The organism is Nostoc sp. UHCC 0251 (assembly GCF_034932245.1).
In the GTDB taxonomy this organism is placed as follows: domain Bacteria; phylum Cyanobacteriota; class Cyanobacteriia; order Cyanobacteriales; family Nostocaceae; genus Nostoc.
The window spans coordinates 22232-47306 of record NZ_JAYGHD010000015.1 but is presented as its reverse complement, the minus strand read 5'-3'; the positions used below and the strand labels follow the sequence as shown (position 1 = coordinate 47306).

The following is a 25075-nucleotide window of genomic DNA, read 5'->3' as shown; positions in this document are numbered from 1 at the left end:
TTCCCCTACACCCAACACCCAATACCCTACCCCCGCCCCAACGGGGCTGGTGAATCTTTAGCAACTTTCTGCTGACCAGTGACCAAAAATAGGGAAAGGACAAGAAGAGCGGGAAGATTTCCCTCTGTGCGCGTCTGCCTTCTTGGCGCGTTAGGTGTTCTTTATAGACCTCTGCCCAATTTACCGTGTCCCCGTACCCTCTTAAATAATCACCAATGGCTAATAGTTAATAACTAAAGATAAAATGGTGAAGCCTCAAAGGACAGCTTTTGTCCATCGCCTAGAACTTTACCTGCCACTATGTCTGTTAATTCCAAGTTATACGAAGGCAAAGCCAAAATTCTCTATACAACCGACGATCCTGAAGTCTTGTTGGCCGATTTTAAAGACGACGCCACGGCATTTAACGCCCAAAAACGTGGCAGTATTCAAGAAAAGGGAAAAATTAATTGTAGCATTTCTAGTCAGCTTTTTAAACAGCTAGAGGCAAATGGTATAAAGACTCACTTTATCGACAGCCCTACCCCGAATCAGATGCGGGTGAAGGCAGTAAAGATTTTACCCTTAGAAGTAGTTATTAGAAATATTGCTGCTGGTAGTCTGTGTCAGCAAACTGGCTTACCAGTGGGTACAATTCTAAAACAGCCTTTGGTAGAGTTTTATTACAAAAACGATCAGTTAGGAGATCCTTTGCTTACACGCGATCGCCTGTACCTGCTAAAGCTAGCTACTGCGGAACAAGTAGACGCAATTACACATCTTGCATTGCAAATCAACGAATTTCTCCAGAACTTTTGGCAGCGATGCGGCATTACCCTAGTAGACTTCAAACTAGAGTTTGGTTTGGATTCACAGCAGCAGTTGCTCTTGGCAGACGAAATTAGCCCCGACACCTGCCGTTTGTGGGATACCGCCGAAGAGGACTCAAGCCGCCGGATAATGGACAAAGACCGCTTTCGCCGAGACTTAGGAAATGTAGAGGATGCCTACCAGGAGGTTTTACAACGCGTGCTAAAAGCAGTAGAAACTACAAATTGAACAGGTAAAAGCTAAAAGTAAGAAGGAATTATATTTGCCTTTTGCCTTGTAAAGTAAAAAAGCAAAAGAAAAAAATTATGTTTTGAGTTTTACCTTTGGCATAAGGGCATTATTGCCTTGTGACGGTGTGTGTGGTCGTGAAGAGGAATTATAAGTAAAATGCGTTTATCTCCCGTATTGCTGGCAGCAGTAGCAATCACAGTCCCTTTGGGCGGTTCATTGAGTGCAAATGCAGAAACCGCCAACAGTTCAAAACAGACAACAGAAGTTTTGACACTAGAAACAAATCAGCAGCCAGAAAAGGACAAAGGTCAGATTGACCCTAGTAAAAGTTTAGAATCTCGACCTAATCTCACAGGGGTTATGGAAGCGGGTAAATCCCGCATTGTTGCAGTTTACCCTGCCAATCCAGCAGCGATGCCTGCGGTGGTCACTGAGCGACTTGCCTTGAGCGAAGTCGAAAGGAGCCGAAGTGCGGGCTACGCGTACGCAACCCCAGAGGTAATAGTGCCAACCTCCACAACGCCAAAAACTGCACAGACCCCTCAAATAAATCCCACCAGCCCTACTCAACAGCCCTCTCCGGCTCCAGACATCCCACCGCCAGAAATTCAACAACCAACGGTTTCCCCTACTCCTGAGACTACTCCTGTCCCAGAAAATGTCAATCCACCGACAACGGAACCCTTATTACCCACAACTCCAGAACCATCAACCACTCCTGAACTTCCATTTCCAGGTGGTCAACAACGAACACCTGCCCCAAGCCCAGATACTACTCCCACTCCGCAGAATGTTAACCCGCCAACAACTCCGGGAGATACTCAACCCAACACAACCCCAGAAGCCAATGACCCCCGCGTACTGGTGTCGGAAGTAGTAATTAGATCGCAAGCTGGGCAACTATCACCAGAACTGGAAAACCAAGTTTACAGAGTAATTCGTACCCAACCAGGACGAACAACAACCCGTAGCCAACTGCAAGAAGATATTAACGCCATCTTTGGTACTGGCTTCTTCTCCAACGTGCAAGCAGCGCCAGAAGATACCCCCTTGGGAGTGCGGGTGAGCTTTGTGGTACAACCTAACCCCGTCCTGAGCAAAGTTGAAGTGCAAGCCAATCCTGGCACTGGTGTTGCTTCTGTACTCCCAGCAAATACTGTGGATGAAGTATTTAAGGATCAGTATGGCAGAATCCTCAACTTGCGTGACTTGCAAGAAGGCATCAAGCAGTTAAACAAGCGGTATCAAGACCAAGGTTACGTACTAGCCAACGTGATTGGAGCGCCACAAGTTTCTGAAAACGGGGTTGTTACCTTACAAGTAGCAGAAGGTGTAGTAGAGAATATTCGAGTCCGGTTCCGCAATAAAGATGGTCAGGAGACAGACGAGAAAGGACAACCAATTCGGGGACGGACACAGGATTACATCATTACGCGAGAAGTGGAGTTGAAGCCAGGACAAGTATTCAATCGCAACACAGTGCAAAGAGACTTACAGCGAGTGTATGGACTAGGACTGTTTGAAGATGTGAATGTCTCCCTTGATCCTGGTACTGACCCTAGCAAAGTAGACGTAGTAGTGAATGTAGCTGAACGCAGCAGTGGTTCGATTGCAGCTGGGGCAGGGATTAGTTCTGCTAGCGGACTTTTTGGAACAGTTAGCTATCAACAGCAAAACCTGAACGGTAGAAACCAAAAACTGGGAGCAGAAGTACAGGTGGGAGAACGAGAACTGCTGTTTGATGTGCGGTTTACAGACCCCTGGATTGCTGGAGATCCTTACCGGACTTCCTACACAACCAATCTTTTTCGGCGCAGTTCCATTTCGTTGATTTTTGATGGCAAAGATCAAGATATTAGGACATTCCAAGAAGGGCAAACGGATGATGGCGATCGCCCCCGCATTCTCCGTCTAGGTGGCGGTGTCACTTTTACCCGTCCCCTTTCCGCCAATCCTTATAAAAGTTCAGTATGGACAGCCTCAGCCGGTTTCCAGTATCAACGAGTTTCCGCCCGCGATCGCGATGGCGATCTCAAAAGAACAGGAGCGGTGTTTGACGATAACGGGAACCGCATCAGCGGCGAAATTCCACTTACCTTATCTAGCTCAGGTGAAGACGATTTGGTGCTATTGCAACTAGGCGCACAACGCGATCTCCGTAATAACCCGTTGCAACCCACTAGCGGTTCTTATCTCCGCTTTGGGGTAGATCAGTCTGTGCCTATAGGACAAGGCAACATTTTCCTGACCAGATTGCGGGGTAGCTACAGCCAATATTTACCCGTCCAATTGATTAGCCTTAGCAAAGGGGCACAAACTTTAGCATTTAATCTGCAAGCGGGAACCATTCTTGGTGACTTGCCTCCCTACGAAGCCTTTACCATTGGCGGTAGTAACTCCGTCCGGGGTTATGAGGAAGGAGCATTAAGTAGTGGACGCTCTTATGTGCAAGCATCAGTTGAGTATCGGTTCCCAGTTTTTTCAGTAGTCAGCGGCGCACTATTTTTTGATATTGGCAGTGACTTGGGAACTACTACCCAGCCCGCTGAAGTGCTCAATAAAAACGGGAGTGGCTACGGTTATGGTCTTGGCGTTCGCGTCCAGTCTCCACTGGGGCCAATTCGTATTGACTATGGTATCAACGATGACGGTGATAGTCGGATTAACTTCGGTATTGGCGAAAGGTTTTAATTTGTCATTAGTCATTGGTCATTGGTCATTAGTGAATCACAAAGGACAAATGACAATTAACTTTTCTAGATTAGCTTGCTAATTTTTACATTTACCTCAATACTGTTCCGATAAAGGGATTAATGACATTTTCAGGGGAATATCAGGGATTCTACCAAAACAGGCGATGAACAATACTAAAAGAAATATACTGACTTTTAGACTATGCAACACCACACTCTAGCAGCCGAAATCACCCAAACAGGTGTAGGACTGCATAGCGGTGTGAGTACCCAAGTGCGGATACTACCGGCTGAGGCAGGAAGTGGACGCTACTTTGTGCGGGTGGATTTACCGGATTTGCCGATCATTCCAGCCCAAGTTGCAGCAGTTAGTCACACTGTTCTTTCAACTCAGTTGGGCAAAGGCGAAGTATATGTCCGCACCGTAGAACATTTGTTGGCAGCACTTTCGGGTATGGGTGTGGATAATGCCCGGATTGAAATTGATGGTCCAGAAGTTCCACTTTTAGATGGTTCAGCAAGTGTATGGACAACCAACATTGCTCAAGTTGGATTAGTACCACAACCCGTTAACAACCAAGTTCCTTTGGTTGTTACAGAACCAATATGGGTTTATCAAGGCGATGCCTTTGTATGTGCCCTCCCAGCACCAGAAACCCGTTTTAGTTACGGTATTGATTTTGACCTGCCCGCTATTGGTAATCAGTGGCACAGTTGGTTACTAACCGCTGAATTAGAAAACGCTTCTGCTAGCTTTGCTACGGAAATCGCTCCTGCCCGCACTTTTGGGTTACTGCATCAAATTGAACATTTACAAAAAACAGGGTTAATAAAAGGTGGCAGTTTGGACAATGCACTCGTTTGCGGGTCAGAAGGCTGGCTAAATCCACCATTAAGATTTGCAAATGAGCCAGTCCGTCATAAAATTTTGGATTTAGTAGGAGATTTAAGTTTACTAGGAGCTTTTCCTAGTGCTCATTTCTTAGCATATAAAGCCAGCCACAATTTACACATTCAACTGGCTCAGAAAATTTTAGATTTTGGATTTTAGATTTTAGATTTGCTCCAAAGTTTACAATCCAAGATGATTAAGGCTTTCTATATACGCCTGCCTACTCAACTTTCAGATAAAAAATTAACCACACGGCCAATGTCAATTCTCACTGAAGTTAATACCATCGATACGACCACACCTACATCTACCGAACCACAGGCTATAAATGAGACTACAATCATATCTGAGATTAAAACAACTTTTACATCTGAAGAAATTCAGAAATTGCTACCCCACCGCTACCCATTTTTACTTGTAGACAAAATAATTGACTACGTTCCAGGTAAAAAAGCTGTTGGCGTTAAAAATGTCACTATCAACGAACCCCATTTTCCAGGACATTTCCCAGGACGTCCACTGATGCCAGGGGTGCTAATTGTCGAAGCAATGGCACAAGTTGGAGGCATTGTTCTAACTCAAATGTCTTCGGTAGAAGGCGGATTATTCGTCTTCGCTGGTATCGATAAAGTTCGCTTTCGCCGCCAGGTCGTACCGGGGGATCAGCTAGTAATAACGGTGGAACTGTTATGGGTAAAACAACGTCGTTTCGGTAAGATGCAAGGTCGTGCCGAAGTCGACGGTCAACTTGCTTGTGAAGGGGAATTAATGTTTTCTCTAGTTAATTAAAAGTTTGCTTTCGTGGTATTGGCATAGCCGTGAAATGCCCTTACTGAATCCTGAAAAAGGATCGCAGTTAAAAAAAATCCACTACAGCATCTGAATAATTTCTTGATTTTCGACGCCCTCTTTACGAGACGCACTCACGAACACACTTAACTTGCTTTGCCCGACACTTTCGTTCACTGAAATACTTAACGCTCAACAATGCCAGTCGCTTCAATGGGACGGCAGTCAGTATAACTCTCTTAACCAGGGTAACGCACTGCTTTAAAAACCCCACCCGGCGCTGGCTTATCAAGACAGTTCTGGAGATTCACCCTTGAAAACGCTAATTCATCCAACTGCTGTAATTCATCCGAAATCGGAACTCCACCATACAGTGCAAGTCGGTGCCTATGCTGTGATTGGAGAGCATGTCAAAGTGGGCCCTGAAACAATAATCGGCGCTCATGCCGTGCTAGAGGGGCCTTGTGAAATTGGGGCGCAAAATCAGATTTTTACAGGTGCAGCCATCGGCATGGAACCCCAGGATCTCAAGTTTGTGGGAGAACCAACCTGGGTCAAAATTGGTGATAACAACTTGATTCGTGAGTACGTTACCATTAACCGCGCTACTGGGGCTGGTGAAGCAACAGTAATTGGTGATGGTAACTTGCTGATGGCTTATGTCCATGTAGCTCATAACTGCGTGATTGAAGACCAGGTAGTGATTGCTAACTCTGTGGCGTTGGCGGGTCATGTGCATATAGAGTCACGCGCTAGGCTCAGTGGGGTTTTAGGTGTCCATCAATTTGTGCATATTGGTAGACAGGCAATGGTGGGAGGCATGGCACGGATTGACCGGGATGTGGCCCCATATATGCTAGTCGAGGGAAATCCAGCACGGGTGCGAACCCTCAACCTTGTGGGACTCAAGCGCTCTGGTATGGACTCAGCAGATTTGCAAATGCTGAAAAAAGCCTTCCGCATTCTCTACCGTTCTGATTTGTCCTTTAAAGATGCTTTGGAACAACTGGAACTGTTGGGGGATAGCGAAGAATTGCAACATCTGCGCCGCTTCCTGCTACTTTCTCAAATGCCAGGAAGACGTGGCTTGGTTCCCGGTAAGAACAAAAAAGGCGCGAGTGATGAATCGTGAGATGTGAAATAGTAGTTAGGAGTTATGAATTAAATTTTGAACTCCTAACTACTCACTCCTAATTTTTACTAATTACCAATTATCAAATGCGGATATTTATCAGCACTGGCGAAGTATCTGGCGATTTACAAGGATCGCTGCTAATTACAGCGCTGAAGCGCCAAGCTGTGGCGATTGGGTTGGAATTAGAGATTGTAGCGCTGGGTGGCGAAAAAATGTTAGAGGCTGGGGCAACTCTGCTGGGAAATACCAGTAGTATTGGCTCAATGGGTATTCTAGAAGGGCTGCCTTATATTTTACCGACTCTCCGGGTGCAACGTCAGGCGATCGCTTCTCTAAAACAAAATCCACCTGATTTAGTGGTGCTGATCGATTATATGAGTCCGAATCTGGGAATTGGGACTTATATGAAACGAGAGTTACCAGATGTGCCTGTGGTATATTACATCGCTCCCCAAGAATGGGCTTGGTCAATCAGTTTGCGTAACACTAACCGGATTGTTGGCTTTACAGATAAGCTGTTGGCAATTTTCCCACAAGAAGCCCATTACTTTCGCCAGCAAGGGGCAAAAGTTAGTTGGGTAGGACATCCCTTGGTTGACCGAATGCAGGACGCTCCCACTCGGGAAGCAGCGCGTGCAACATTGGGAATTGCACCAGAACAAATTGCGATCGCACTCCTCCCCGCCTCTCGCCGCCAAGAACTAAAATATCTTTTACCAGTTATTTTTCAAGCTGCCCAAACTATTCAAGCTAAATTACCTGAAGCTCATTTCTGGATTCCCCTATCTCTGGAAGTCTATAGACAGCCAATAGAGGAGGCTATTAAGCGTTACGGTTTGAGGGCTACAGTTCTATCAGGTCAACAAAAGGAAGTTTTTGCTGCGGCTGATTTAGCCATTAGCAAGTCTGGTACTGTTAACCTAGAACTTGCTCTGTTAAATGTGCCGCAAGTTGTAGTTTACCGCCTAAGTCCGCTGACTGCTTGGATAGCTCGTAAAATCCTCAAAGGTTCTGTAACCTTTGCATCGCCACCCAATTTAGTAGTGATGAAGCAGATTGTGCCAGAATTTTTACAAGAGGAAGCCACAGCAGAGAATATTATCCAAACAGCGATGGAACTGCTACTCAATTCCCGTTGCAGAGAGCAAACTTTGGCAGATTATGAGGAAATGCGGCAAAGTTTAGGAGAAGTTGGCGTGTGCGATCGCGCTGCTCAAGAGATTTTGCAAATGCGACCAAATAATTCGTAGTTCGTAATGACGCTCGCGGACTCGCTACCGCTACGCTAACGTAATTCGTAATTAAAAATAGAGAATCAATCAGTTTATTTATGAATAAAATAAGTATAAAGCACCTGTTTTTGCCAGAAGCCGCATTTTTCATAGGGTAATTACGAATTACGAATTAGAAATTACGAATTAGATTGGGGTGTCATGGCTTATGAGATGAAAAAACAAAGAGCGATCGCAGTTGATTTGTTCGCTGGCGCGGGCGGTATGACTCTTGGCTTTGAGCAAGCTGGTTTTGATGTGCTAGCGTCTGTGGAGATTGACCCCATCCACTGTGCAACACATGAGTTTAACTTTCCTTATTGCTCAGTGTTATGTAAAAGTGTTGTGGATACAACCGGGGAAGAAATTAGGAATCGATCTGAGATTGGCGATCGCGAAATTGATGTGGTAATTTGTGGTTCACCATGTCAAGGTTTTTCTCTAATTGGTAAACGAGTTGTAGATGATCCACGAAACTCTTTAGTGTTTCACTTTCATCGGCTGGTTTTTGAGCTAAAACCAAAGTTCTTTGTAATGGAAAATGTCCGGGGGATCACAGTTGGCGAACATAAACAAATTCTCCAAAACTTAATTAGCGAGTTTAAAATTTACGGCTATAAAGTAGAAGAAAATTACCAAGTTCTCAACGCTGCACATTACGGAGTACCACAGTCCCGTGAGAGATTATTTCTCATAGGTGCAAGGGAGGATGTAGAGTTACCGAAATATCCTCAGCCAATTACTAAACAAGCATTACCAAATAACTTAACTTCTAAAAAAAAATCTGAGATCCCATTGAGTCCTACAGTATGGGATGCAATTGGAGATTTACCTAAAATAGAAAACTATCCAGAGTTACTAATAAGAGATTGGGTTGTAGCAGAATACGAAAAGCCTAGCAACTATGCTCTTATACTTCGTGGTATTAAATATATAGATGATGATTATTCGTACAAACGGGAATATGATTTGCGAATACTTTCTTCAAGTTTAAGAACAAAACATTCTGCGGAAACTATTCAACGTTTTCAGGATACTCAACAAGGCGAGAGAGAAAAAATTAGTCGTTTTTATAAGCTGCATCCTGCTGGTGTCTGTAATACTTTAAGAGCGGGAACAGACAAGTATAGGGGTTCTTTCACATCTCCTAGACCGATTCATCCATTTACGCCGCGCTGTATTACAGTCAGGGAAGCGGCAAGATTGCATTCTTACCCAGATTGGTTTAGATTTCATATAACTAAATGGCATGGATTTCGGCAAGTTGGTAACTCTGTACCACCGTTGCTAGCAAAGGCTGTGGCAGCAGAAATTATTCGCAGTATGAATATATCGCCTTTTAAGCCGAGTTTCCGATATAAGTTGGGAGAGGAGAAGCTATTACAATTTAATATGTCGCAAGCAGCACAATATTATCAAATGTAAGATAATTTCTGCATTTTCTTTCAACCAGAATTTACTATTACCCTTGATTCTTAAGTTGACAACTTGACGGATTAAACTCTCAATTGCACCACTACCAATAGGTAGTTTTTGAGTTATGACTTTAGCATAATTTAAACGCCTTTCACGATAGGCACGTAAAAGGTAATTTCTCTATATTACCATAGTTTTACAACGTTCGCCCGTAGCTTCAAAGATAAATTCATCCATCTGCCTAATTATAGTCATGGCATTACTTTTTTTTAAAGTTCTCCGTGCTTTTTTAAACCAATTATTCCGATCCTTCTCATCACTAAAAGCGACATCAGCAAATTTATGTAGTCGCTCAGTAACATAGTAAAAATCAAATAATTGATAAGTGGCATCAGGAGATTTTAACTTCTTTAAAAGAGGAGGAATATGTTTCCAAATCCATTCAGCACCGTCAGCAATTAATAAAACTTGTTTTGCTTGACTAATTCCCAAACTAATCAGATGCATTTCTAAAATTGGTAAAAAGCCTTTATAGTCTTCATAAGTGCCATCATTTACAATCTTTATTTCGCCATTTCTAACTTTTTTACCCTGTTCATCAACCACATAAATTGTTAATAACTTTGGCTCAACCCATTCCCCTATAAAGCCATGCTTGTTTGTTTTGGGATTTTTTCTACCTTTTTTATTAATCCTAATTCTACTCCTGCCACCATCTACAGCAATTACAACTCTCTGGTCTTTAAGTATATTCCCATCAGGTAATTTACCTTGTTGCAAGTTAGATATTTTAGTTTGACATAAATCAATACCGATTTGACCAAATTTATATGTCAATCTTTTTTGGTAGTAGGTTGTATCTTCTAAGCAATATTGCTGTAAATTTTGTATAAAATACTAAATATATACGTAAGAGTTTATTAGCGATCGCTCTCCAGGTGGGGTCATCTCACAAAATCGCATTGCTCCCAAACAGTTCGTAATGAGGCGGTGACAGTACCGCAGTTGGTAGAAAATATTTACCGTAATCAAGGTAATCAAGGAAAATTCCGTCAATTACTGAATAATTTGGTGTTTCTGGTTGCTGACGATGCCACTCGTGATGAGGAAGTTTAAGAGCTAAAGCTCCAACTTAGAGGATGTCTACTCTAGTCTACCTCTAGCCATAAGAAATCTCTTGAAGGCGATCGCAATATCTACCCTCAAGAGTTATGTTCCAACTTTGTTAATTAATTCCCAACTTTCTTATTCCTCTACAATAAAAACTCCTGTAGATGCTTACATATACACCCACAGGAAGAATTGTACAACTGTATAACTTTTTTATTTGTTATACGACTTTTTTATTGTTGTACAAGAGGTTAAAGAAGAATTTATAGACTATTCCACCGTTACAGATTTGGCCAAATTTCTTGGCTGATCGACATCCAAACCGCGACGGGCGGCAATATGATAAGCCAATAATTGCAAAGGAACTACTGTCAGAATCGGAGAAAGTAACTCTTCTACATGAGAGACGGGAAGAAGATCGTTAAAGATTTCCGCAGCTTCGCCATCGTTGACGGGAGTCACGCCAATTAACCGAGAATCTCTGGCTTTAGCTTCTTGGGCATTAGAAATAACTTTTTCGTAAACACTACCAGGAATTGCGATCGCAACTACAGGTACTTTCGCATCTAATAGTGCGATCGGGCCATGTTTCATCTCTCCAGCCGGATACCCTTCGGCGTGAATGTAGCTGATTTCTTTTAATTTCAAAGCCCCTTCCAAAGCAATAGGAAAGTTAATTCCCCTTCCCACAAAAATGAAATCTTTGGTTTCAGCAAATTCATGGGCTAGCTGTTCGGTTAAACGTTCCTGAGTTTCTAAAGTTGCCTCAATTTCTTTGGGAATCTGCCGCAACCCATTAATAATTTTCTCTAACGTGTCTTTTGAAACTGTCTGGCGACGAGCCGCTAAATCCAATGCCAAAGCATAAAACGCCATCAGTTGGGCGGTAAAAGTTTTTGTCGCAGCTACTCCAATTTCGATTCCCGCTAGGGTACTGATGACATGCGGTACCATATCACCAAGGCTACTTTCGGGGCGATTGGTAATGCCCAGTAGTCGCCCTTGATATTGGGGTTCTTTCCCCTGGCGACGTTCTTTTTCCATTGCCAAAGCTGCTAGAGTATCAGCCGTTTCACCTGATTGGGTAACGCCAATGATCAACGTGTTAGCCGTCATAGGTGATGGTGCATAGCGATACTCAGAAGCATAATGTACCTGAGTTGAAATTCCTGCTAATTGTTCGATTAAATATTTTCCGATTAATGCTGCGTGCCAACTCGTACCACAGGCGACGATCTGAATTTGTTCTAAATTGTTGTATAAATCCGCAGGTAAACCAAGATTTATCGGCGATTCGCTAGATTCTCCAAAATTATTAAAGTAAGCGTCTAAACTAGCTCTTACTACCCCTGGTTGCTCATGGATTTCTTTGAGCATGAAGTGTTTGAATCCCTGCTTTTCTACCAATGCAGGATTGAAGTTGAGCAGCCTGGGTTGTTTTTTCAACCTGTCGCCAGCAAAATTGTAAATCTCAACGCCCAAAGGAGTGAGGCGGGCAATTTCGCCATTTTCTAAAGGTAGCACTGCACGAGTGTAAGCAACGATCGCAGGCGTGTCAGACGCACAAAAGAACTCCCCTTGCCCAAAACCAATTACCAAAGGCGCTTGCTGGCGAACAACAATCAATTCATCGGGGTAGTCAGCAGAAATAACTGCGAGTGCAAATGCCCCGCGCAAGCGGTTAACGGCTTGGCGAATTGCCTCTAGGAAGGGGGATGAGGAAGATGGGGGAGATGAGGGGGGAAAATTCTTTAAAAATTCGGCTATAAGATGGGGAATTACTTCTGTATCAGTTTCAGAAAGAAACTGGTGTCCTTTTCCTTTGAGTTCCTCGCGTAACTCGCGGTAGTTTTCGATAATGCCATTTTGCACCACCGCCACTCGCTTTGCCGTATCCAAATGAGGATGGGCGTTGTACTCTTCTGGTTTACCATGAGTTGCCCAGCGTGTGTGACCAATACCAATTTGGGCAGGGGTTTCTATTTGTTCCAGTTTAGAACGCAGATTATGCAGTTTGCCCTTTGCCCGTACACAATTAACCTCACCTTCCCAAACAGTGGCGATTCCAGCCGAATCGTAGCCCCTGTACTCTAGTTTTTCCAGCCCAGCCAATAAAATGTCTGTCGCCGCTTGAGTGCCTATATATCCAACGATTCCGCACATTGTTCACACCACTTTTTTTCAGGATGATTAAATCCAGTATAGTTCTTAGCATAAACTCGACGTTTTGCAAAGAAAAAAGGGAGTAAATTACTCCCTCTACCACTAGGTATTGCTAAAGATGCTTGCTATTAAGAAACTTTAAAATTTTTGAACACTGAGTTCTGAGTTCTGAGTGCTGAGTGAAGAATCAAAAAATTATTTTTTTGATTTACTTCATTATTGTCTCAGGACTCAAGACCCAGAACTCAGCGAGAACTCTGAGCAAATCTCCCTTGGACACAAGGGAGACAAGGCAACAGTTCTGGAAGAACAGTTGGGCAGTAGACCCGCATTGCGATCAGAAGTTCGGTGACTTAGCACTGAGCTTTTTAGTAAGCCAGACCCATACTGCGAGTTGTTTCAGCGCCCAGGTAAACCCGGATGCTCAAAAAGTCGGTGGGACAAGCGGTTTCGCAGCGCTTACAGCCCACGCAGTCTTCTGTACGGGGTGAAGAGGCAATTTGAGCAGCTTTGCAGCCATCCCAAGGAACCATCTCCAGTACATCAGTAGGGCAAGCGCGGACGCATTGGGTGCAGCCAATGCAGGTATCGTAGATTTTTACGGTATGAGACATTGAAAAAACCGCTCCTTTCGAGGTGTTCTTCTCTGCGAAAGAATCATAATCAACGCATAGTTTACCGCAGTGGTTGATAGGCCGTAATCAAAAGGCTACATAACTTCAAACAATGTAATAAGCACCCTTGATAAGTTGTTTTTCCGAGATCATCCCTATTGCTTTATTAATTAGGACATCATAGGAGCGTATTTACCCCAGTGATATACCATAATGGGGTTGAATAGTAAAGACAAATGAAACAAAAGTCAATTTCCAAGACTAGATGCAGAAATTATCTATGGTATCTATTGATTGGCAACTATAGCAATCCTCCATTAATTGTGAGAAAACACTATATTTTGGAGTTTGTTAAAACCAAAAATTTGACAATAAATCGATAACTCAAATCATGCCTTAACATTGATAGGCTCTGCCGCAAGTCAAGAGGCAGCAAGCGCCCTATTAGGCATTCCCAGTTAGAGACTGGGAACGAGAGAAACGAGAGAATCTATAAAAGCTGTATATTTAACTTTTTAAATCTAGTAAAATCATAATTTTTACTTTTATATGTCAGAGTATTTCAGAAATTGCAAATTCATCAGTTATAGCAGCAATTTCTATTGGAATCTTTGCCTCATTAACTATCACTTTCAATTCTTGTTCTGGATTTTTAGTATCAGCCAATTTGTCTTTTGTATACTCAGTTTCTCGAATTTGTCGAGCAATACTTTCTAGTAGCCAAAGTTGCTCTTCCACAGACAAGGCACGGACGGAGCGCTCAATTTCTAGTAAATTCGGTGATATCATTTTGCTTCTGATTCTAAGCGGGACGTATTTTTCAAAGATATTATATTCAGTCTATCTGCTTAAGCTAGAGCATCGCACATTCTTTATCATTTTCCCCAAGCCTATCTTTTCACAAATCAAATGAGATTGCTATAAATAACTAGAAGCCAATTTTATGACTTTTTAATTAGGTATTACTGCTGAAGCAAAATGTACGCTAAACTGACTACATGAATTACGAAACAGCTCGGAAACTCCTCATAGATCAGACAATTACAACCGAGGAAAACCCAGATGCGCTGTTGACGCGTATGAAACAGGGGAAACCACCGGTACCCGGTCAGATCACCTCGATTTTGTTGGCATTGAAAGTGGTATTTGAAGCCCTCAAAGATGCAAAGAGCCTAGACCGGGAACTGGCTTTGGCCCTTTATCAGTTAAGCATTAAGGCCCAACAGCTATTTGCCGCAGGGCGTAAAGCCGGGGTTGATTGGCCACCACTACTGAAGGAAGATTTGCTACGAATTTCCTTAGCATCTGAAAGTATCTTTTCGGGTATATGGCAAACCCTTGCTCCTATGGGATTGGGGAAGCTATAGAACACCAATTCAGTAATATTTAAATGAGAAGGGATGAGGGAGCAGGGGGGCAGGGGAGCAGAGGAGCAGAGGGAGCAGGGGGGCAGGGGGAGAAGACAAATGACTAATGACTAATGACTAATGCCCATTACCGCACTTGCAGTTCATTTTCTAACTTATTGAGGTCAGTTTTGAGTAAAACCGTCATTTGACCGGTAAAAGCTTTGCCAGTCTTGGGTTGGGCAATTTCTACCCAATATACATAGCGATCGCCTACTCGTAATTCTCCCTTTAAAGCTTCCCGAATTGGAGTTTTGGCAAGACGCGCCGAGTTAACTACCTTTTGGTTAGGATACTGGTACACGACTTGGGCGCGATCGTAGTCTTGATAAATCTCTAAGCCATAAATCACCCGCAAGGATTCTTGGAGACGGGCAAATGTCATGCCGTTAATGGCATCATACATAGAAATACGCTCACTGCGGATTCTGCTACGGTCTTTGGAAAACTCCACTCTACCAGGGGGCAATACCGAGGCTTGAAAAGTGAATCGTTGAGCAGCAGTATCAGTCTTTTGCACAAATAATTGCTCCCCACTTCTGGGGCGAAGTGTAGGATGTGCTTTAATCCAAGTGCCTACTTCCTCTGTACTTTGCCCTGGTAAAGCATTGGCTTGAGAATCAAAAAGCGTTCCCACACACAGCCAGGGTGCAAGGGAAAAAGGCAAAATTAGACAGTTAAACAGAGATTTTTTGAGCATTTTGCTGTTCAGGACTTTCATGGAAATTTCCCCATTAGAGAGTAACCATAGTCTTCCCGTTTTTCAGCAAGATTATTTCAAGCGTCAACCCAACTTAAGACATCAGGGATATTACTTATCACGGCTTTATCATAGAAAAAGTAAACGAATAGAATTGTTATGAGCATTACGTTTAGCCCAGAGCAAAAACAGATAATTCAAACTTTGCTAGCTACAGCTTTTGATTTTGATTTCGAGAAACTGCTAGAACTTGTAAATCTTGCGCCACAAAGCCAGCGAGTTGGCATTTGAGATGGGTTACGGCGACAACCTTATCAAGTAAATATAGTCCCTCCATTTCCTGTGAATATAGAAGCGCATCTAGGCTCTCTAACAAAAACAAAATTTGAGGACATAATGCCTATGATTGTTAAAAATTTTGATTAAAATAAGGGGCATTTAGGTGATTTGGGTATGACAATGCCGTTGTAGCGGATTGTTAAAACTCCTTGGGGTAGTTGCAAAAAGTTATTGATAGTTTTACGATTCACTAGCTAGAAACTTAAAGTAGTACAATTAAACTATAAGAAGCAGAGAAATTCTTCATAGCTCTTACTGTGATAACTCAGTAAGCTGATCTATTAAGAGGTGATGAAGGCTAGCTATTGTCTAGCAATCTGAAGGGGGTAGTTGTAGTGTTGTCATGTTTTAACGTAGCAGATTACTTTATCTGGTTAGCAAATGAAACAGGCTCTTTTATAAGCAATCTAAAGCTGCAAAAGCTTGTGTACTATGCTCAGGCTTGGCATCTTGCACTCTATGACACTCCTTTATTCCAAGAGGATTTTCAAGCCTGGATACATGGGCCTGTGATACCTGTGCTGTACCAGAAGTATAAGCTTTTTGGATGGCAACCAATTTTAGAGGATGCTAACCCGGAATTACCCCAAGAGGTTCAAGAGTTTCTAGATGAGGTTGCACAAGAGTACTTTGCCTGCGATGCTTATGAACTAGAGCAGATGACTCATGCCGAGACACCCTGGAATTTGGCTAGAGGAAATCTACCACCTGATGAACCTTCTAACGAAGTTATTCAGAAACAGTGGATGAAGGAGTACTACGGATCTCGTGCCGAAGAAAAAGATTAAGAAAACTGAGGTTGTCAAAGAAGGTACATTAGGTATTAAACCAACAAAGCTGAAGCATTTAAGCGAACATAATGTAAAACCGTGTCCTATTTGGGGCAATAAGACACGGTTTCACAGAAGTATTTAATTATAATATTACAAAAATCAAAGTTAGATTTGATTTATACCAAAGTAATCGATTTACTGAGTTTTGTTTGCTGGTTTATTAACTTTCTCTGTTGTGGGAAACCCTTGGTGATCGTAGCTTGTATTTTCCTGAGTCAGCGCGATCGCACCAAAGAAAATGGCACTTCCTACAGCCAAGGCTACCATAGGACGCTTAAGCAAGACAAAATCTCTGATAATCCTAGCTAAAGGTCGGCTTTGACGACGTAGCGACGAAGCGACCATCAATTGTCTCCAAGTAAAGGGATCGCGGACGTAATGACCGCTTTGGCAAACTACTAGCCGTTCCTGGCAATAGGGACAGCAAAACAAACCCATGCGCGTTTTTAATGGTTTGGGCGTAGCATTTCTTTGGCAAATTGGGCAAGTAACATAATGATTATCAAAGGTGTGTATATTCATTTACCTCGTCCGCCTAGTCCATTTACTCGCTCTATAACAATAGCTATACTGAATTCCGATCAATACTTAGCAGACTTCCAAGTATGGTCTGACATCAGCCACAAATCATACATACATTGTATTACTACCAAAGATGGCTCAATGGTCGCAACACGAGTATAGCTAGATTTAGGTAAGGATGACTCCAAGTTTTTGTTTGCGGGTGCGTCCACCCAGCCCACAAAAATTTGTTGTCTTTAGAAAGAATAGCGTTGGCGCTCACTCGCACCTCACTAGCCGTAGCTACTACACCCAAACTAGGCATTGCTGACCCTTAAATAATAATTGTCTCCCATTTAACCATTCTCTCCACAAAATTTTGCACAATGACATTTTTTACTAAATCTTTGTAAATCAAGCAAATAAAGTCTACTTGTCTGGTTGCTAAATAATGGCTCACAATGATAAGTAACAGATAAAAATTTAAATTTTTTCTTACATTTACCCCGCCTCTCAATGACTCTCTTGCCTCCCACTCAACTGAGGAAGGTAACGGAACAACCTGCCTTTCCTACACCTTCCGCTCGTTTAGCCCACCTAATTAATCGTTTTCAACCATCGCCAGAAACCGTCGTCCTATTTTTAGCCATGCTCATTGGCGGTGGTACTGGTATGGGTGTAGTCACCTTTCACTATTTAATCCAGCTGATTCACCAGTTGATGCTGGAAAATTTAATGGGTCAAATTGGCGTTTGGGGTGCTTGGACTTTAGCCTGCGTTCCCACCCTTGGCGGATTAATTGTTGGCTTGATGCGCTGGCGCACTCAAGACTTTGGCCCTGGACTTTCATCTCTCATCGCCGCTTCTCAGGGAACAGAGATTAGGCGACCACTACGACCAGTTACGAAGATGCTGGCTGCATCCGTTTCTTTGGGGAGCGGTGCTTCTTTGGGGCCAGAGGGACCCAGTGTTGAAATTGGCGCAAATTTTGGCATGTTGTTGTCTGTGATTCTCAATGTATCTCAAGAACGACAACGTTTGCTATTGGGTGCTGGTGCGGCGGCTGGACTTGCTGCGGGATTTAATGCTCCCATCGCTGGAGTATTTTTTGCCCTAGAGGTGGTGATGGGAGCTACATCTTTCGCTACTTCTGCTGTGAGTGTGGTGCTGCTAGCGGCGGTGGTAGCAGCATTAATTGCCCAAATTGGTTTGGGGGCACAACCTGCTTTTGATTTACCTGCTTACCAAGTTCGTAGTCCCTTAGAATTACCCCTTTATCTTGGCTTGGGTTTAGGAGCAAGCCTAGTTTCTCTGGCTTATACTCAATTAATTCGTTTAGCAAAAGCCTGCTTTGCTGGGAATGTTCCAGGTTTTGAGTTTTTGGGACGAATTCCTAAGTCGATTCATCCAATTATTGGCGGTGTCATAATTGGCGCAGTTGCTTTGTACTTCCCGCAAATTTTGGGTGTCGGTTATGAAACTGTAGAAGCAATGCTTCAGGATGTGGAGTTTCCTCTCTACCTTTTAGTGGTGCTGTTGGTGGTGAAGCTACTGATGACTGCAATTAGTACAGGTAGTGGTTTCATCGGCGGTTTGTTTGCACCAGCAATGTTTTTAGGTGCTTCTTTTGGATCAGCTTACGCCAAAATTTTGGCTGTAGCATTCCCGACAATTGGCGATCAGATGGCAGCTCCCCCAGCTTACGCAATGGTAGGAATGGCAGCAGTACTAGCTGGTAGTGTTAGAGCGCCGTTAACGGCTATTTTAATGCTGTTTGAATTAACCCGCGACTATCGCATTGTTTTACCTTTGATGGCAGCTGTGGGTTTGAGTGTTTGGCTAGTGGAAAGGATTAAACCAACTTTTAACTCTAACTCTAATTTACAACAGATTGGTCTTTCGGAATTGAAAGATGAAAAAGCGGAAATTGTGCAGCAAATTTTGGTAGAAGATGCCATGTATCCCAACCCAAAAAAATTATCTGCAACTCTTGGAGTGTTAGATGCCGCTGTAGAAATGATCCGCGATCGCGTCCGAAGTGCTTTAATAATTGATGAAGCAGAGCAATTAGTTGGTATACTTTCTCTGGAAGATATTAACCGTGCCCTTGCTCTTTGGCAAACTTACCCGAATTCGCTAACTGAAGTTCCAGATAATTTATCCAGCCAAACCCTCATAGACATTTGTACTACTGAAATCCTTTATGCATGGCAGGATGAACTATTATCTGAAGCTTTAGACCGCATGACTCTTAGAGGTTTGCATCAATTACCAGTGGTAGCACGAGATAAACCCGATCGCATTTTGGGTTTACTAGAAAAAGAGCAAATTGCATTAACCTGCAATTTAGCAGTTACGCGCAAAGCACTTCGCCACTATTTACCAGTCTTACCCAACACAGATATAGTTATTAGTCATTAGTCATTAGTCATTGGTCACTTGTACTAGAGCAAAGCCGTAAAACCTGCGGCATAGCTACGCTTAGGGCGCAGCCTCTCCAAGAGTTGTATTAGTCATTAGTCATTGGTTTTCACAAAGGAAAAATGACACTTGACTAATGACTATTTATAGTCATTGGTTTTCACAAATGACAAAGGACAATTGACTAATGACCATTTATTAAGCAGTAGCTTCTATGGCTTCATCATCTTCCCGATCTTCTGGATCTACCTGTCTTAGACGAATGTGCTTTTTGCCTAAAGTGATTAGAAACTCATCTCCTGGTTTCAGATTCATCTGTTTTGTATAAGCTGAACCTATCAGTAAGTTACCATTCGATTGCACACTAATTCTATAGCTAGCACTACGTCCACCACGCCCATTAGCACTGGGTGTACTGTCCAACTGAATGCCTTCAGCATCAATTAGGGCATTTAAGAACTTCATCATATTGACGCGCTCTATACCATTTTTGGTAACGGTATAGTAGCCGCACTTTTTGGCTTTGTCTTCTTTGCTCTCGCTCTCTAGCTCTTTGACTTTTTTGAGCAGTTCTTCACCGAGTAGGGGTTCAATTTTTTTCTGTTTAGGCATCAACTTAGGTCGAAAATGAATGTTTGAAGTGTTGGAATCGATTTTATTTTAGCTGACGTTGAGCTAATAGGAACATAATCCTTTAGTTTTTATCTCAACCTAGCCAAGTATATTACACTCATAGGCACAATTGTTATGCTATTACCAATATTCCCAAGACAATCTATTTTAGAAAATGCTGCCAATGCTGATAACTATATATATATAGTTAGTGAATCACTGCTAGACTATACAAGTTTTAAGTTTTCTAAACTGACGCTCGAAAAGTTATTTACTTGCTGAAGATGATAATAGAGTCAGAGAATGATAAGTAAAACTGATCCTTAGTCATTGATAATTGGTTATTGGTCAGTTGTACTGAGCATTATCATTGGCGTAGCCTCTCATTAGAGAAGTATTGGTTATTTACAAATGACAGAGGACAAACAACAAAGCCTGCCAAAATGAAACTAACTACTAGAGGACATTACAGTGTGAAGGCGTTGCTAGATTTGAGTTTACAGCCAAAATATGGACCTGCATCTGTGAGAGCGATCGCTAAACGCCAAGATATTCCAGCTCCTTACCTTGAAAAACTACTAATAGAAATGCGTCGTGCGTCAATAGTTAAATCAATTCGTGGTAGCATCGGCGGATACCAATTGGCAAGAGAGCCTGCACAAATATCTATAGGAGAAATTTTAGAAGCAGTTGGCGAGACTAGCCATTTACCTCATTACACCCCAGCTCCTGCACAAGCTGAAGATTGGGTAACATTTAGCCTCTGGCAGAGACTCAACCAAAAGCTCAAAGAAGCTTTGTACAGTATTACTTTAGCAGACCTTTATTATGATGCTCGTAGCTGGCAAGCTTCTCTTGGAGAAGAAGCTAGTTTTGTGGTTTAGTCAATAGTCAATAGTCAATAGTCAAAATATTGAACCTTAACGCAGGGAACCCCTACACATGACTGACTGGCTCTTGTTGACCCTTGACTCGTAACTTATGACCAATAGCATCTATATTTTAATAATTGCTGCACTATTAGATTACTTAATTGGCGATCCTTGGAATTGGCCTCATCCAGTGCAAGTTATGGGGTGGGTAATTTCTCGTCTGAGCAAATTTTTTCTTCAATTGTGTAAAAATTCTCTAACACAACGGCTAGCTGGAATTGTACTAGGTATTATCCTAATAATTGGTAGTGGCCTTGTTGGCTTTTTGATTATTCAAAGTGCTAAATGGGTTCATCCGTTGTTGGGAATTGCCATAGATAGCATTCTTTTAGCTAGTTGTTTTGCCGGCAAAAGTTTGCGAACAGCAGCGCTGGCTGTTTTACAACCTTTAACAGTGGGAGATTTAGAGAAGGCTCGTAAGATTTTAAGTAATTACGTTGGTCGAGATACACAAAACCTGTCACAAGCAGAAATTTCACGAGCCGTTTTAGAAACGGTTGCAGAAAATGCCACCGATGGGGTAATGGCTCCGCTTTTCTATGCAATTGTTGGTGTTTTTGTGCCAGTTGTGGGGCCAACTCCCTTAGCTTTAGCATACAAAGCTAGCAGTACCCTTGATTCGATGGTAGGCTACCGGGAAGCACCTTATACTTATTTGGGATGGTTCTGTGCGCGGTTGGAAGATTGTTTAACTTGGCTACCTTGCCGATTAACAGTCATGACTCTGGCACTGTTATCGGGTAAACCGATGCACCTTTGGCGGATTTGTCGCCGCGATGCAATTAAAGATCCTAGCCCGAATTCTGGCTGGAGTGAGTGCGCCTATGCTGCTTTTTTGGGTGTGCAGATGGGGGGTACAAATTGGTATCGTGGGGTAGCTAAGTACAAACCACTGCTAGGAGATGCTATTTATCCGATTACTGCAACTTCTATTCAGAACGCTTTGCAGCTGACTCGATATTGTTTTTTGCTATGGTTAGGGATAGCGATCGCTATATTCTTAATATTTTCAAACAGGGAGTAGGGAGTAAGTGATTAAAATTTTCATATTCGCCACTCCCCACTCCCTACTCCCCAAATCTCTAATATGATTCATCACTCAGGGGTATCATTCTATAGCTATGTCTGCCAAAGTAGTTGAAATTCTCTCATCCGAAGAAATCCGTCGTACCTTGACTCGCCTTGCCTCTCAAATTGTGGAAAGGACGCGTGACTTGTCTCAACTAGTGCTTCTTGGCATTTATACCAGAGGTGCGTTATTAGCCGAGTTATTAGCGCGTCAAATTGAGACGCTGGAAGGTGTAAGTGTGTCAGTAGGCGCTTTGGACATTACGTTTTATCGAGATGACCTCGACAAAATTGGATTGCGGACTCCAACGAAAAGCGAAATTCCTTTTGACCTTACCGGAAAAACGGTTGTACTTGTGGATGATGTGATTTTCAAAGGACGGACAATTCGCGCTGCTTTGAATGCAGTCAACGATTACGGTAGACCAGAGGTGATTCGTTTAGCTGTATTGGTAGACAGAGGTCATCGAGAATTACCAATTCACCCAGATTTTATTGGCAAGAAGTTGCCTACTGCTAAAGAAGAAATTGTCAAAGTTTACTTACAAAATTGCGATGGACGAGATGCGGTGGAGTTGATTAGTCATTAGTCATTGGTCATTGGTCATTGGTCATTTTTCCCCCTGCTCCCCCTGCCTCCCCTGCTTCCTCTGCTTCCCCTGCCCCCCTCCTCCCCCTCTGTTCCTTTATCCGCACTCTCCGACTCCCTCACCGCAAAATTGGACTGCCGTGATGATGTACTAAATACCACTTTCCGCCAAGAAAATGAAATACATTTGTAGCTGTTGATTGTGCTTCCAGCCTTCTGCCACTTACTACTTGGAACACATTTTCCCTCAGCACAATGTAAGCAATATTATCAGTTAGTTCTGTAGTAATTATATCTGTGTTTATTTCGATATAAGCAGTGTTTTTAAATATCTGCTCCCAAGAGGTGCGAATCTCCTTCCAACCTCGCAGTATATTACTTCCAGGATGAATACAAAAACTACCAGTTCCTTGTGACCATACTGCACTCATGGTCTCAATATCTTTTCTTTCAAAAGCTCGATAAAAAGTTGCATTAGTCGCTAATACTTCATCCTTAGTCATAGTTAATCAAATATTTAAAAATTAGGAATTATGGGTTAGGAGCTTCTAAATTATAACTCTCAAGTTTAACAAATTAGTAATTACCAATACCCAATGCCCAACTACTAACTATTTTTGACTGTGCTAATAGTTTGCAATAATTGGCTAGCCGTATAAGGCTTGGATAAAAAGGCTTTGATACCCATGTCATAAGCTGTATTAACTTTATCAGCCGAAGTCAGTCCGCTGACGGCAATGATTTTGATATTTGGGTTAATTTTTCGCAGGGTACGGATAGTAGTTATCCCATCCATAGATGGCATAATCATATCAGTTAATACAAGAGATATCTCATCTCGATGTTCTGCATATAAGGCTATTGCTTCAATGCCATCACTAGCTGTGATTGCTTTGTAGTTATGACTTTCTAAAGATGTTTTTGTCACATCTCGAATAGCAGCTTCGTCATCTACAACTAAAATTAATTCTCCTTGCCCAGAAGGTAATTCCTGTTCTTGTTCTTCTATAGTTTCCGCTACCTCTTGTGCTGGCAAATACACCTTAAATTGAGTGCCTTTTCCCTGAACGCTTACTACGTCTATAAAACCGCCGTGGCTTTTAATAATGCCTAGTACTGTAGAAAGCCCAAGACCAGTACCTTTACCGTGTTCTTTAGTAGTAAAAAATGGCTCAAATATCCGATCTAATATTTCTGTTTGAATACCAATTCCGCTATCACTAACAGTAATAACAATGTGATGACCAACTTTAGCATCAATATGCATTTTGGCGTAATTTTCATCAATTAAGAGATTTTCCGCAAATATTTTTAAAGTTCCACCATTTGGCATAGCATCACGAGCATTGAGACACAGATTCATCAGTACTTGATGCAATTGGGTAGCATCGCCGTATACAGTCCAAAGATTTTGCGAAACTTGAGTGGAAACTTCAATGGATTTGGGAAAAGTTTCTCTAATAATTTGTTGAATTTCTATGATTAAATGCTTTAATTGCAATATTGTATGATCGCCCTCAATTCCGCGAGTAAAAGATAATACTTGCTTAACTAAATTAGCCCCACGTTTAGCATTTGTAATCAATATTTGCAATAGTCGCTGAGAACGCTCATCATGGGCTTGTGCCTCGAACAGTTGGGCTGTCATCAAAATCGGGGCAAGAATATTATTCAGGTCGTGGGCGATACCACTGGCTAAGGTGCCAATACTTTCCAATCGCTGGGCGCGGAGAAATTGTGCTTCCAGTTGTTTTTTTTGTGTTATGTCAGTGTTAACAATAAGAATAGATTGTGCTTTATTACCAAATTCATGCACCAGCGTCCAACGACTTTCAACAATAATTTCTTTACCTGATTTTGTTTTTTGATGTAACTCGCCCTCCCAAGAGCCATGTTTCATCATAGTACTGAGTGCTTTTTCAACTTGAGACACATGTTTTTCTTGCCAGAGAACTTGTGTCTTCTGATTGATAGCTTCTTCTTTTTTCCAACTGTACAGGCTCTGGGCAGCTTTGTTCCAAAACAAAATTTTATTGTCTAAATCACACACAAAAATTGCATCGGTGGCAACATCTAGTAAAGCGGCTTGTTCGCGGATTTTCTGTTCTGTTTGTTTGCGCTCAATGGCATAAAGGATAGAACGCTCTAATAAAGGTGCAGTTAACTGGCTTTTTTCAAGATAATCTGCGGCTCCGGCTTTCATCGCTTCGATATCTATTTCCCAATCGCCCTGACCAGTCAGCAAAATTATCGGAGAAGAACAGCCGTTGGCAATTGCTTCGCGTAAAAGTTCCAGCCCATTGTCTGGTCCCAAACGGTAGTCTACAAGATAAATGTCATGTTGGTAGCGAGCGATCGCATTTCTTGCTGCTTCATAATTGTTCACCCATTCCAGCTCGCAGTTTGCTATCTGAAATTCACTCAACCAATAACGAGTCAAAATATAGTCATCTTCGTCATCATCAATGAACAGAACTTTGATAAGGCTGTTGTCCATATTTATTTCCCACTGATGAGTGTGGCAGTTTCACAATTTCAAACCAGTATTTG

Annotated in this window: 24 protein-coding genes and 1 pseudogene; 15 read left to right on the top strand and 10 right to left on the bottom strand. The window is 42.4% G+C overall.

The annotated features are described in order from the left end of the window. Positions 1-300 precede the first annotated feature (300 nt). The 7 genes from purC to VB740_RS03600 all read left to right on the top strand — a co-directional run bounded on the left by purC (position 301) and on the right by VB740_RS03600 (position 9246). Positions 301-1038 (top strand): phosphoribosylaminoimidazolesuccinocarboxamide synthase, encoded by a 738-nt coding sequence (gene purC, locus VB740_RS03630; RefSeq protein WP_323198710.1) that lies wholly within the window; start codon positions 301-303, stop codon positions 1036-1038. A 159-nt stretch (positions 1039-1197) separates the two neighbouring features. Next, positions 1198-3732: a BamA/TamA family outer membrane protein gene (locus VB740_RS03625; RefSeq protein WP_323198709.1), complete on the top strand. Its 2535-nt coding sequence runs from the start codon at positions 1198-1200 to the stop codon at positions 3730-3732. A 204-nt stretch (positions 3733-3936) separates the two neighbouring features. Continuing rightward, positions 3937-4785, top strand: coding sequence for a UDP-3-O-acyl-N-acetylglucosamine deacetylase (gene lpxC, locus VB740_RS03620; protein ID WP_323198708.1), 849 nt, complete (start codon positions 3937-3939; stop codon positions 4783-4785). Positions 4786-4884: 99 nt separating this feature from the next. Next, positions 4885-5415 (top strand): 3-hydroxyacyl-ACP dehydratase FabZ, encoded by a 531-nt coding sequence (fabZ, locus tag VB740_RS03615; RefSeq protein ID WP_323198707.1) that lies wholly within the window; start codon positions 4885-4887, stop codon positions 5413-5415. Between the two features lie 313 nt (positions 5416-5728). After that, positions 5729-6547 carry an acyl-ACP--UDP-N-acetylglucosamine O-acyltransferase gene (lpxA, locus tag VB740_RS03610; protein WP_323198706.1) on the top strand — a complete coding sequence of 273 codons (819 nt, stop codon included), beginning with the start codon at positions 5729-5731 and terminating at the stop codon, positions 6545-6547. A gap of 86 nt (positions 6548-6633) precedes the next feature. Next, positions 6634-7800 carry a lipid-A-disaccharide synthase gene (lpxB, locus tag VB740_RS03605; RefSeq protein WP_323198705.1) on the top strand — a complete coding sequence of 389 codons (1167 nt, stop codon included), beginning with the start codon at positions 6634-6636 and terminating at the stop codon, positions 7798-7800. A gap of 195 nt (positions 7801-7995) precedes the next feature. Beyond that, on the top strand, positions 7996-9246 hold the full coding sequence (locus VB740_RS03600) for a DNA cytosine methyltransferase (protein ID WP_323198704.1): 1251 nt from the start codon (positions 7996-7998) through the stop codon (positions 9244-9246). Here the strand turns inward: VB740_RS03600 and VB740_RS03595 are convergent. Next, a pseudogene (locus VB740_RS03595) lies at positions 9238-10080 on the bottom strand (ISLre2 family transposase); the annotation flags it as partial. The gene VB740_RS03600 and the pseudogene VB740_RS03595 overlap by 9 nt on opposite strands. A gap of 147 nt (positions 10081-10227) precedes the next feature. Here VB740_RS03595 and VB740_RS03590 point away from each other — a divergent pair. Then, complete coding sequence (locus VB740_RS03590) at positions 10228-10353, top strand: hypothetical protein (RefSeq protein WP_323198703.1); 126 nt, start codon at positions 10228-10230, stop codon at positions 10351-10353. A 264-nt stretch (positions 10354-10617) separates the two neighbouring features. On the opposite strand, the gene glmS is transcribed toward VB740_RS03590, so the two are convergent. The 3 genes from glmS to VB740_RS03575 all read right to left on the bottom strand — a co-directional run bounded on the left by glmS (position 10618) and on the right by VB740_RS03575 (position 13913). Next, complete coding sequence (glmS, locus tag VB740_RS03585; RefSeq protein WP_323198702.1) at positions 10618-12510, bottom strand: glutamine--fructose-6-phosphate transaminase (isomerizing); 1893 nt, start codon at positions 12508-12510, stop codon at positions 10618-10620. A 368-nt stretch (positions 12511-12878) separates the two neighbouring features. Then, positions 12879-13124, bottom strand: coding sequence for a photosystem I iron-sulfur center protein PsaC (gene psaC, locus VB740_RS03580; protein ID WP_012411495.1), 246 nt, complete (start codon positions 13122-13124; stop codon positions 12879-12881). 552 nt (positions 13125-13676) lie between these two features. Beyond that, positions 13677-13913, bottom strand: coding sequence for a hypothetical protein (locus VB740_RS03575; protein WP_323198701.1), 237 nt, complete (start codon positions 13911-13913; stop codon positions 13677-13679). A gap of 209 nt (positions 13914-14122) precedes the next feature. Here VB740_RS03575 and VB740_RS03570 point away from each other — a divergent pair, with 209 nt between their 5' ends. Further along, the gene (locus VB740_RS03570; RefSeq protein WP_323198700.1) at positions 14123-14491 is read left to right on the top strand and encodes a Dethiobiotin synthetase; all 369 of its coding nucleotides are present in this window, start codon (positions 14123-14125) and stop codon (positions 14489-14491) included. Between the two features lie 127 nt (positions 14492-14618). Here VB740_RS03570 and VB740_RS03565 read toward each other — a convergent pair whose 3' ends face one another. Continuing rightward, positions 14619-15230 carry a hypothetical protein gene (locus VB740_RS03565; RefSeq protein WP_323198699.1) on the bottom strand — a complete coding sequence of 204 codons (612 nt, stop codon included), beginning with the start codon at positions 15228-15230 and terminating at the stop codon, positions 14619-14621. Positions 15231-15389: 159 nt separating this feature from the next. Between VB740_RS03565 and VB740_RS03560 the strand changes: the two genes are divergently transcribed. Then, a complete protein-coding gene (locus VB740_RS03560; RefSeq protein WP_323198698.1) occupies positions 15390-15521 on the top strand; it encodes a hypothetical protein in 132 nt (43 codons plus the stop codon). Positions 15522-15874: 353 nt separating this feature from the next. Then, positions 15875-16357, top strand: coding sequence for a Panacea domain-containing protein (locus tag VB740_RS03555; protein ID WP_323198697.1), 483 nt, complete (start codon positions 15875-15877; stop codon positions 16355-16357). Positions 16358-16537: 180 nt separating this feature from the next. On the opposite strand, the gene VB740_RS03550 is transcribed toward VB740_RS03555, so the two are convergent. Beyond that, positions 16538-16924 carry a hypothetical protein gene (locus VB740_RS03550; RefSeq protein ID WP_323198696.1) on the bottom strand — a complete coding sequence of 129 codons (387 nt, stop codon included), beginning with the start codon at positions 16922-16924 and terminating at the stop codon, positions 16538-16540. A gap of 124 nt (positions 16925-17048) precedes the next feature. Beyond that, positions 17049-17228 carry a hypothetical protein gene (locus VB740_RS03545; protein ID WP_323198695.1) on the bottom strand — a complete coding sequence of 60 codons (180 nt, stop codon included), beginning with the start codon at positions 17226-17228 and terminating at the stop codon, positions 17049-17051. Between the two features lie 191 nt (positions 17229-17419). On the opposite strand from VB740_RS03545, the gene VB740_RS03540 reads away from it, so the two are divergent. Beyond that, positions 17420-19324: a chloride channel protein gene (locus VB740_RS03540; protein ID WP_323198694.1), complete on the top strand. Its 1905-nt coding sequence runs from the start codon at positions 17420-17422 to the stop codon at positions 19322-19324. Between the two features lie 198 nt (positions 19325-19522). Here VB740_RS03540 and VB740_RS03535 read toward each other — a convergent pair whose 3' ends face one another. Further along, positions 19523-19936, bottom strand: coding sequence for an AbrB family transcriptional regulator (locus VB740_RS03535; protein ID WP_292786633.1), 414 nt, complete (start codon positions 19934-19936; stop codon positions 19523-19525). Positions 19937-20379: 443 nt separating this feature from the next. On the opposite strand from VB740_RS03535, the gene VB740_RS03530 reads away from it, so the two are divergent. The 3 genes from VB740_RS03530 (at position 20380) to pyrR (ending at position 22526) form a co-directional block, all read left to right on the top strand. After that, a complete protein-coding gene (locus VB740_RS03530) occupies positions 20380-20820 on the top strand; it encodes an Rrf2 family transcriptional regulator (RefSeq protein WP_323198693.1) in 441 nt (146 codons plus the stop codon). 97 nt (positions 20821-20917) lie between these two features. Then, positions 20918-21892: an adenosylcobinamide-phosphate synthase CbiB gene (gene cbiB, locus VB740_RS03525; protein WP_323198692.1), complete on the top strand. Its 975-nt coding sequence runs from the start codon at positions 20918-20920 to the stop codon at positions 21890-21892. Positions 21893-21989: 97 nt separating this feature from the next. Further along, a complete protein-coding gene (pyrR, locus tag VB740_RS03520; protein ID WP_323198691.1) occupies positions 21990-22526 on the top strand; it encodes a bifunctional pyr operon transcriptional regulator/uracil phosphoribosyltransferase PyrR in 537 nt (178 codons plus the stop codon). Positions 22527-22644: 118 nt separating this feature from the next. On the opposite strand, the gene VB740_RS03515 is transcribed toward pyrR, so the two are convergent. Beyond that, positions 22645-23028, bottom strand: coding sequence for a nuclear transport factor 2 family protein (locus VB740_RS03515; protein ID WP_323198690.1), 384 nt, complete (start codon positions 23026-23028; stop codon positions 22645-22647). Positions 23029-23132: 104 nt separating this feature from the next. Then, entirely contained in the window at positions 23133-25022 is a 1890-nt protein-coding gene (locus VB740_RS03510; protein ID WP_323198689.1) for a response regulator, read from the bottom strand. Between the last annotated feature and the right edge of the window lie 53 nt (positions 25023-25075).

Bases quoted from the DNA above. Each gene is read 5' to 3' on its own strand.
- VB740_RS03570 (WP_323198700.1), top strand. From the start codon at position 14,123: ATGAATTACGAAACAGCTCGGAAACTCCTCATAGATCAGACAATTACA.
- VB740_RS03560 (WP_323198698.1), top strand. From the start codon at position 15,390: ATGAGCATTACGTTTAGCCCAGAGCAAAAACAGATAATTCAAACTTTG.
- VB740_RS03545 (WP_323198695.1), bottom strand. From the start codon at position 17,228: ATGCCTAGTTTGGGTGTAGTAGCTACGGCTAGTGAGGTGCGAGTGAGC.
- VB740_RS03575 (WP_323198701.1), bottom strand. From the start codon at position 13,913: ATGATATCACCGAATTTACTAGAAATTGAGCGCTCCGTCCGTGCCTTG.
- psaC (WP_012411495.1), bottom strand. From the start codon at position 13,124: ATGTCTCATACCGTAAAAATCTACGATACCTGCATTGGCTGCACCCAA.
- VB740_RS03625 (WP_323198709.1), top strand. From the start codon at position 1,198: ATGCGTTTATCTCCCGTATTGCTGGCAGCAGTAGCAATCACAGTCCCT.
- lpxB (WP_323198705.1), top strand. From the start codon at position 6,634: ATGCGGATATTTATCAGCACTGGCGAAGTATCTGGCGATTTACAAGGA.
- VB740_RS03535 (WP_292786633.1), bottom strand. From the start codon at position 19,936: ATGCCTAAACAGAAAAAAATTGAACCCCTACTCGGTGAAGAACTGCTC.
- cbiB (WP_323198692.1), top strand. From the start codon at position 20,918: ATGACCAATAGCATCTATATTTTAATAATTGCTGCACTATTAGATTAC.
- lpxC (WP_323198708.1), top strand. From the start codon at position 3,937: ATGCAACACCACACTCTAGCAGCCGAAATCACCCAAACAGGTGTAGGA.
- purC (WP_323198710.1), top strand. From the start codon at position 301: ATGTCTGTTAATTCCAAGTTATACGAAGGCAAAGCCAAAATTCTCTAT.
- VB740_RS03565 (WP_323198699.1), bottom strand. From the start codon at position 15,230: ATGCTCAAAAAATCTCTGTTTAACTGTCTAATTTTGCCTTTTTCCCTT.
- VB740_RS03540 (WP_323198694.1), top strand. From the start codon at position 17,420: ATGACTCTCTTGCCTCCCACTCAACTGAGGAAGGTAACGGAACAACCT.
- pyrR (WP_323198691.1), top strand. From the start codon at position 21,990: ATGTCTGCCAAAGTAGTTGAAATTCTCTCATCCGAAGAAATCCGTCGT.
- VB740_RS03515 (WP_323198690.1), bottom strand. From the start codon at position 23,028: ATGACTAAGGATGAAGTATTAGCGACTAATGCAACTTTTTATCGAGCT.
- glmS (WP_323198702.1), bottom strand. From the start codon at position 12,510: ATGTGCGGAATCGTTGGATATATAGGCACTCAAGCGGCGACAGACATT.
- fabZ (WP_323198707.1), top strand. From the start codon at position 4,885: ATGTCAATTCTCACTGAAGTTAATACCATCGATACGACCACACCTACA.
- VB740_RS03550 (WP_323198696.1), bottom strand. From the start codon at position 16,924: ATGAATATACACACCTTTGATAATCATTATGTTACTTGCCCAATTTGC.
- VB740_RS03510 (WP_323198689.1), bottom strand. From the start codon at position 25,022: ATGGACAACAGCCTTATCAAAGTTCTGTTCATTGATGATGACGAAGAT.
- VB740_RS03600 (WP_323198704.1), top strand. From the start codon at position 7,996: ATGAAAAAACAAAGAGCGATCGCAGTTGATTTGTTCGCTGGCGCGGGC.
- VB740_RS03530 (WP_323198693.1), top strand. From the start codon at position 20,380: ATGAAACTAACTACTAGAGGACATTACAGTGTGAAGGCGTTGCTAGAT.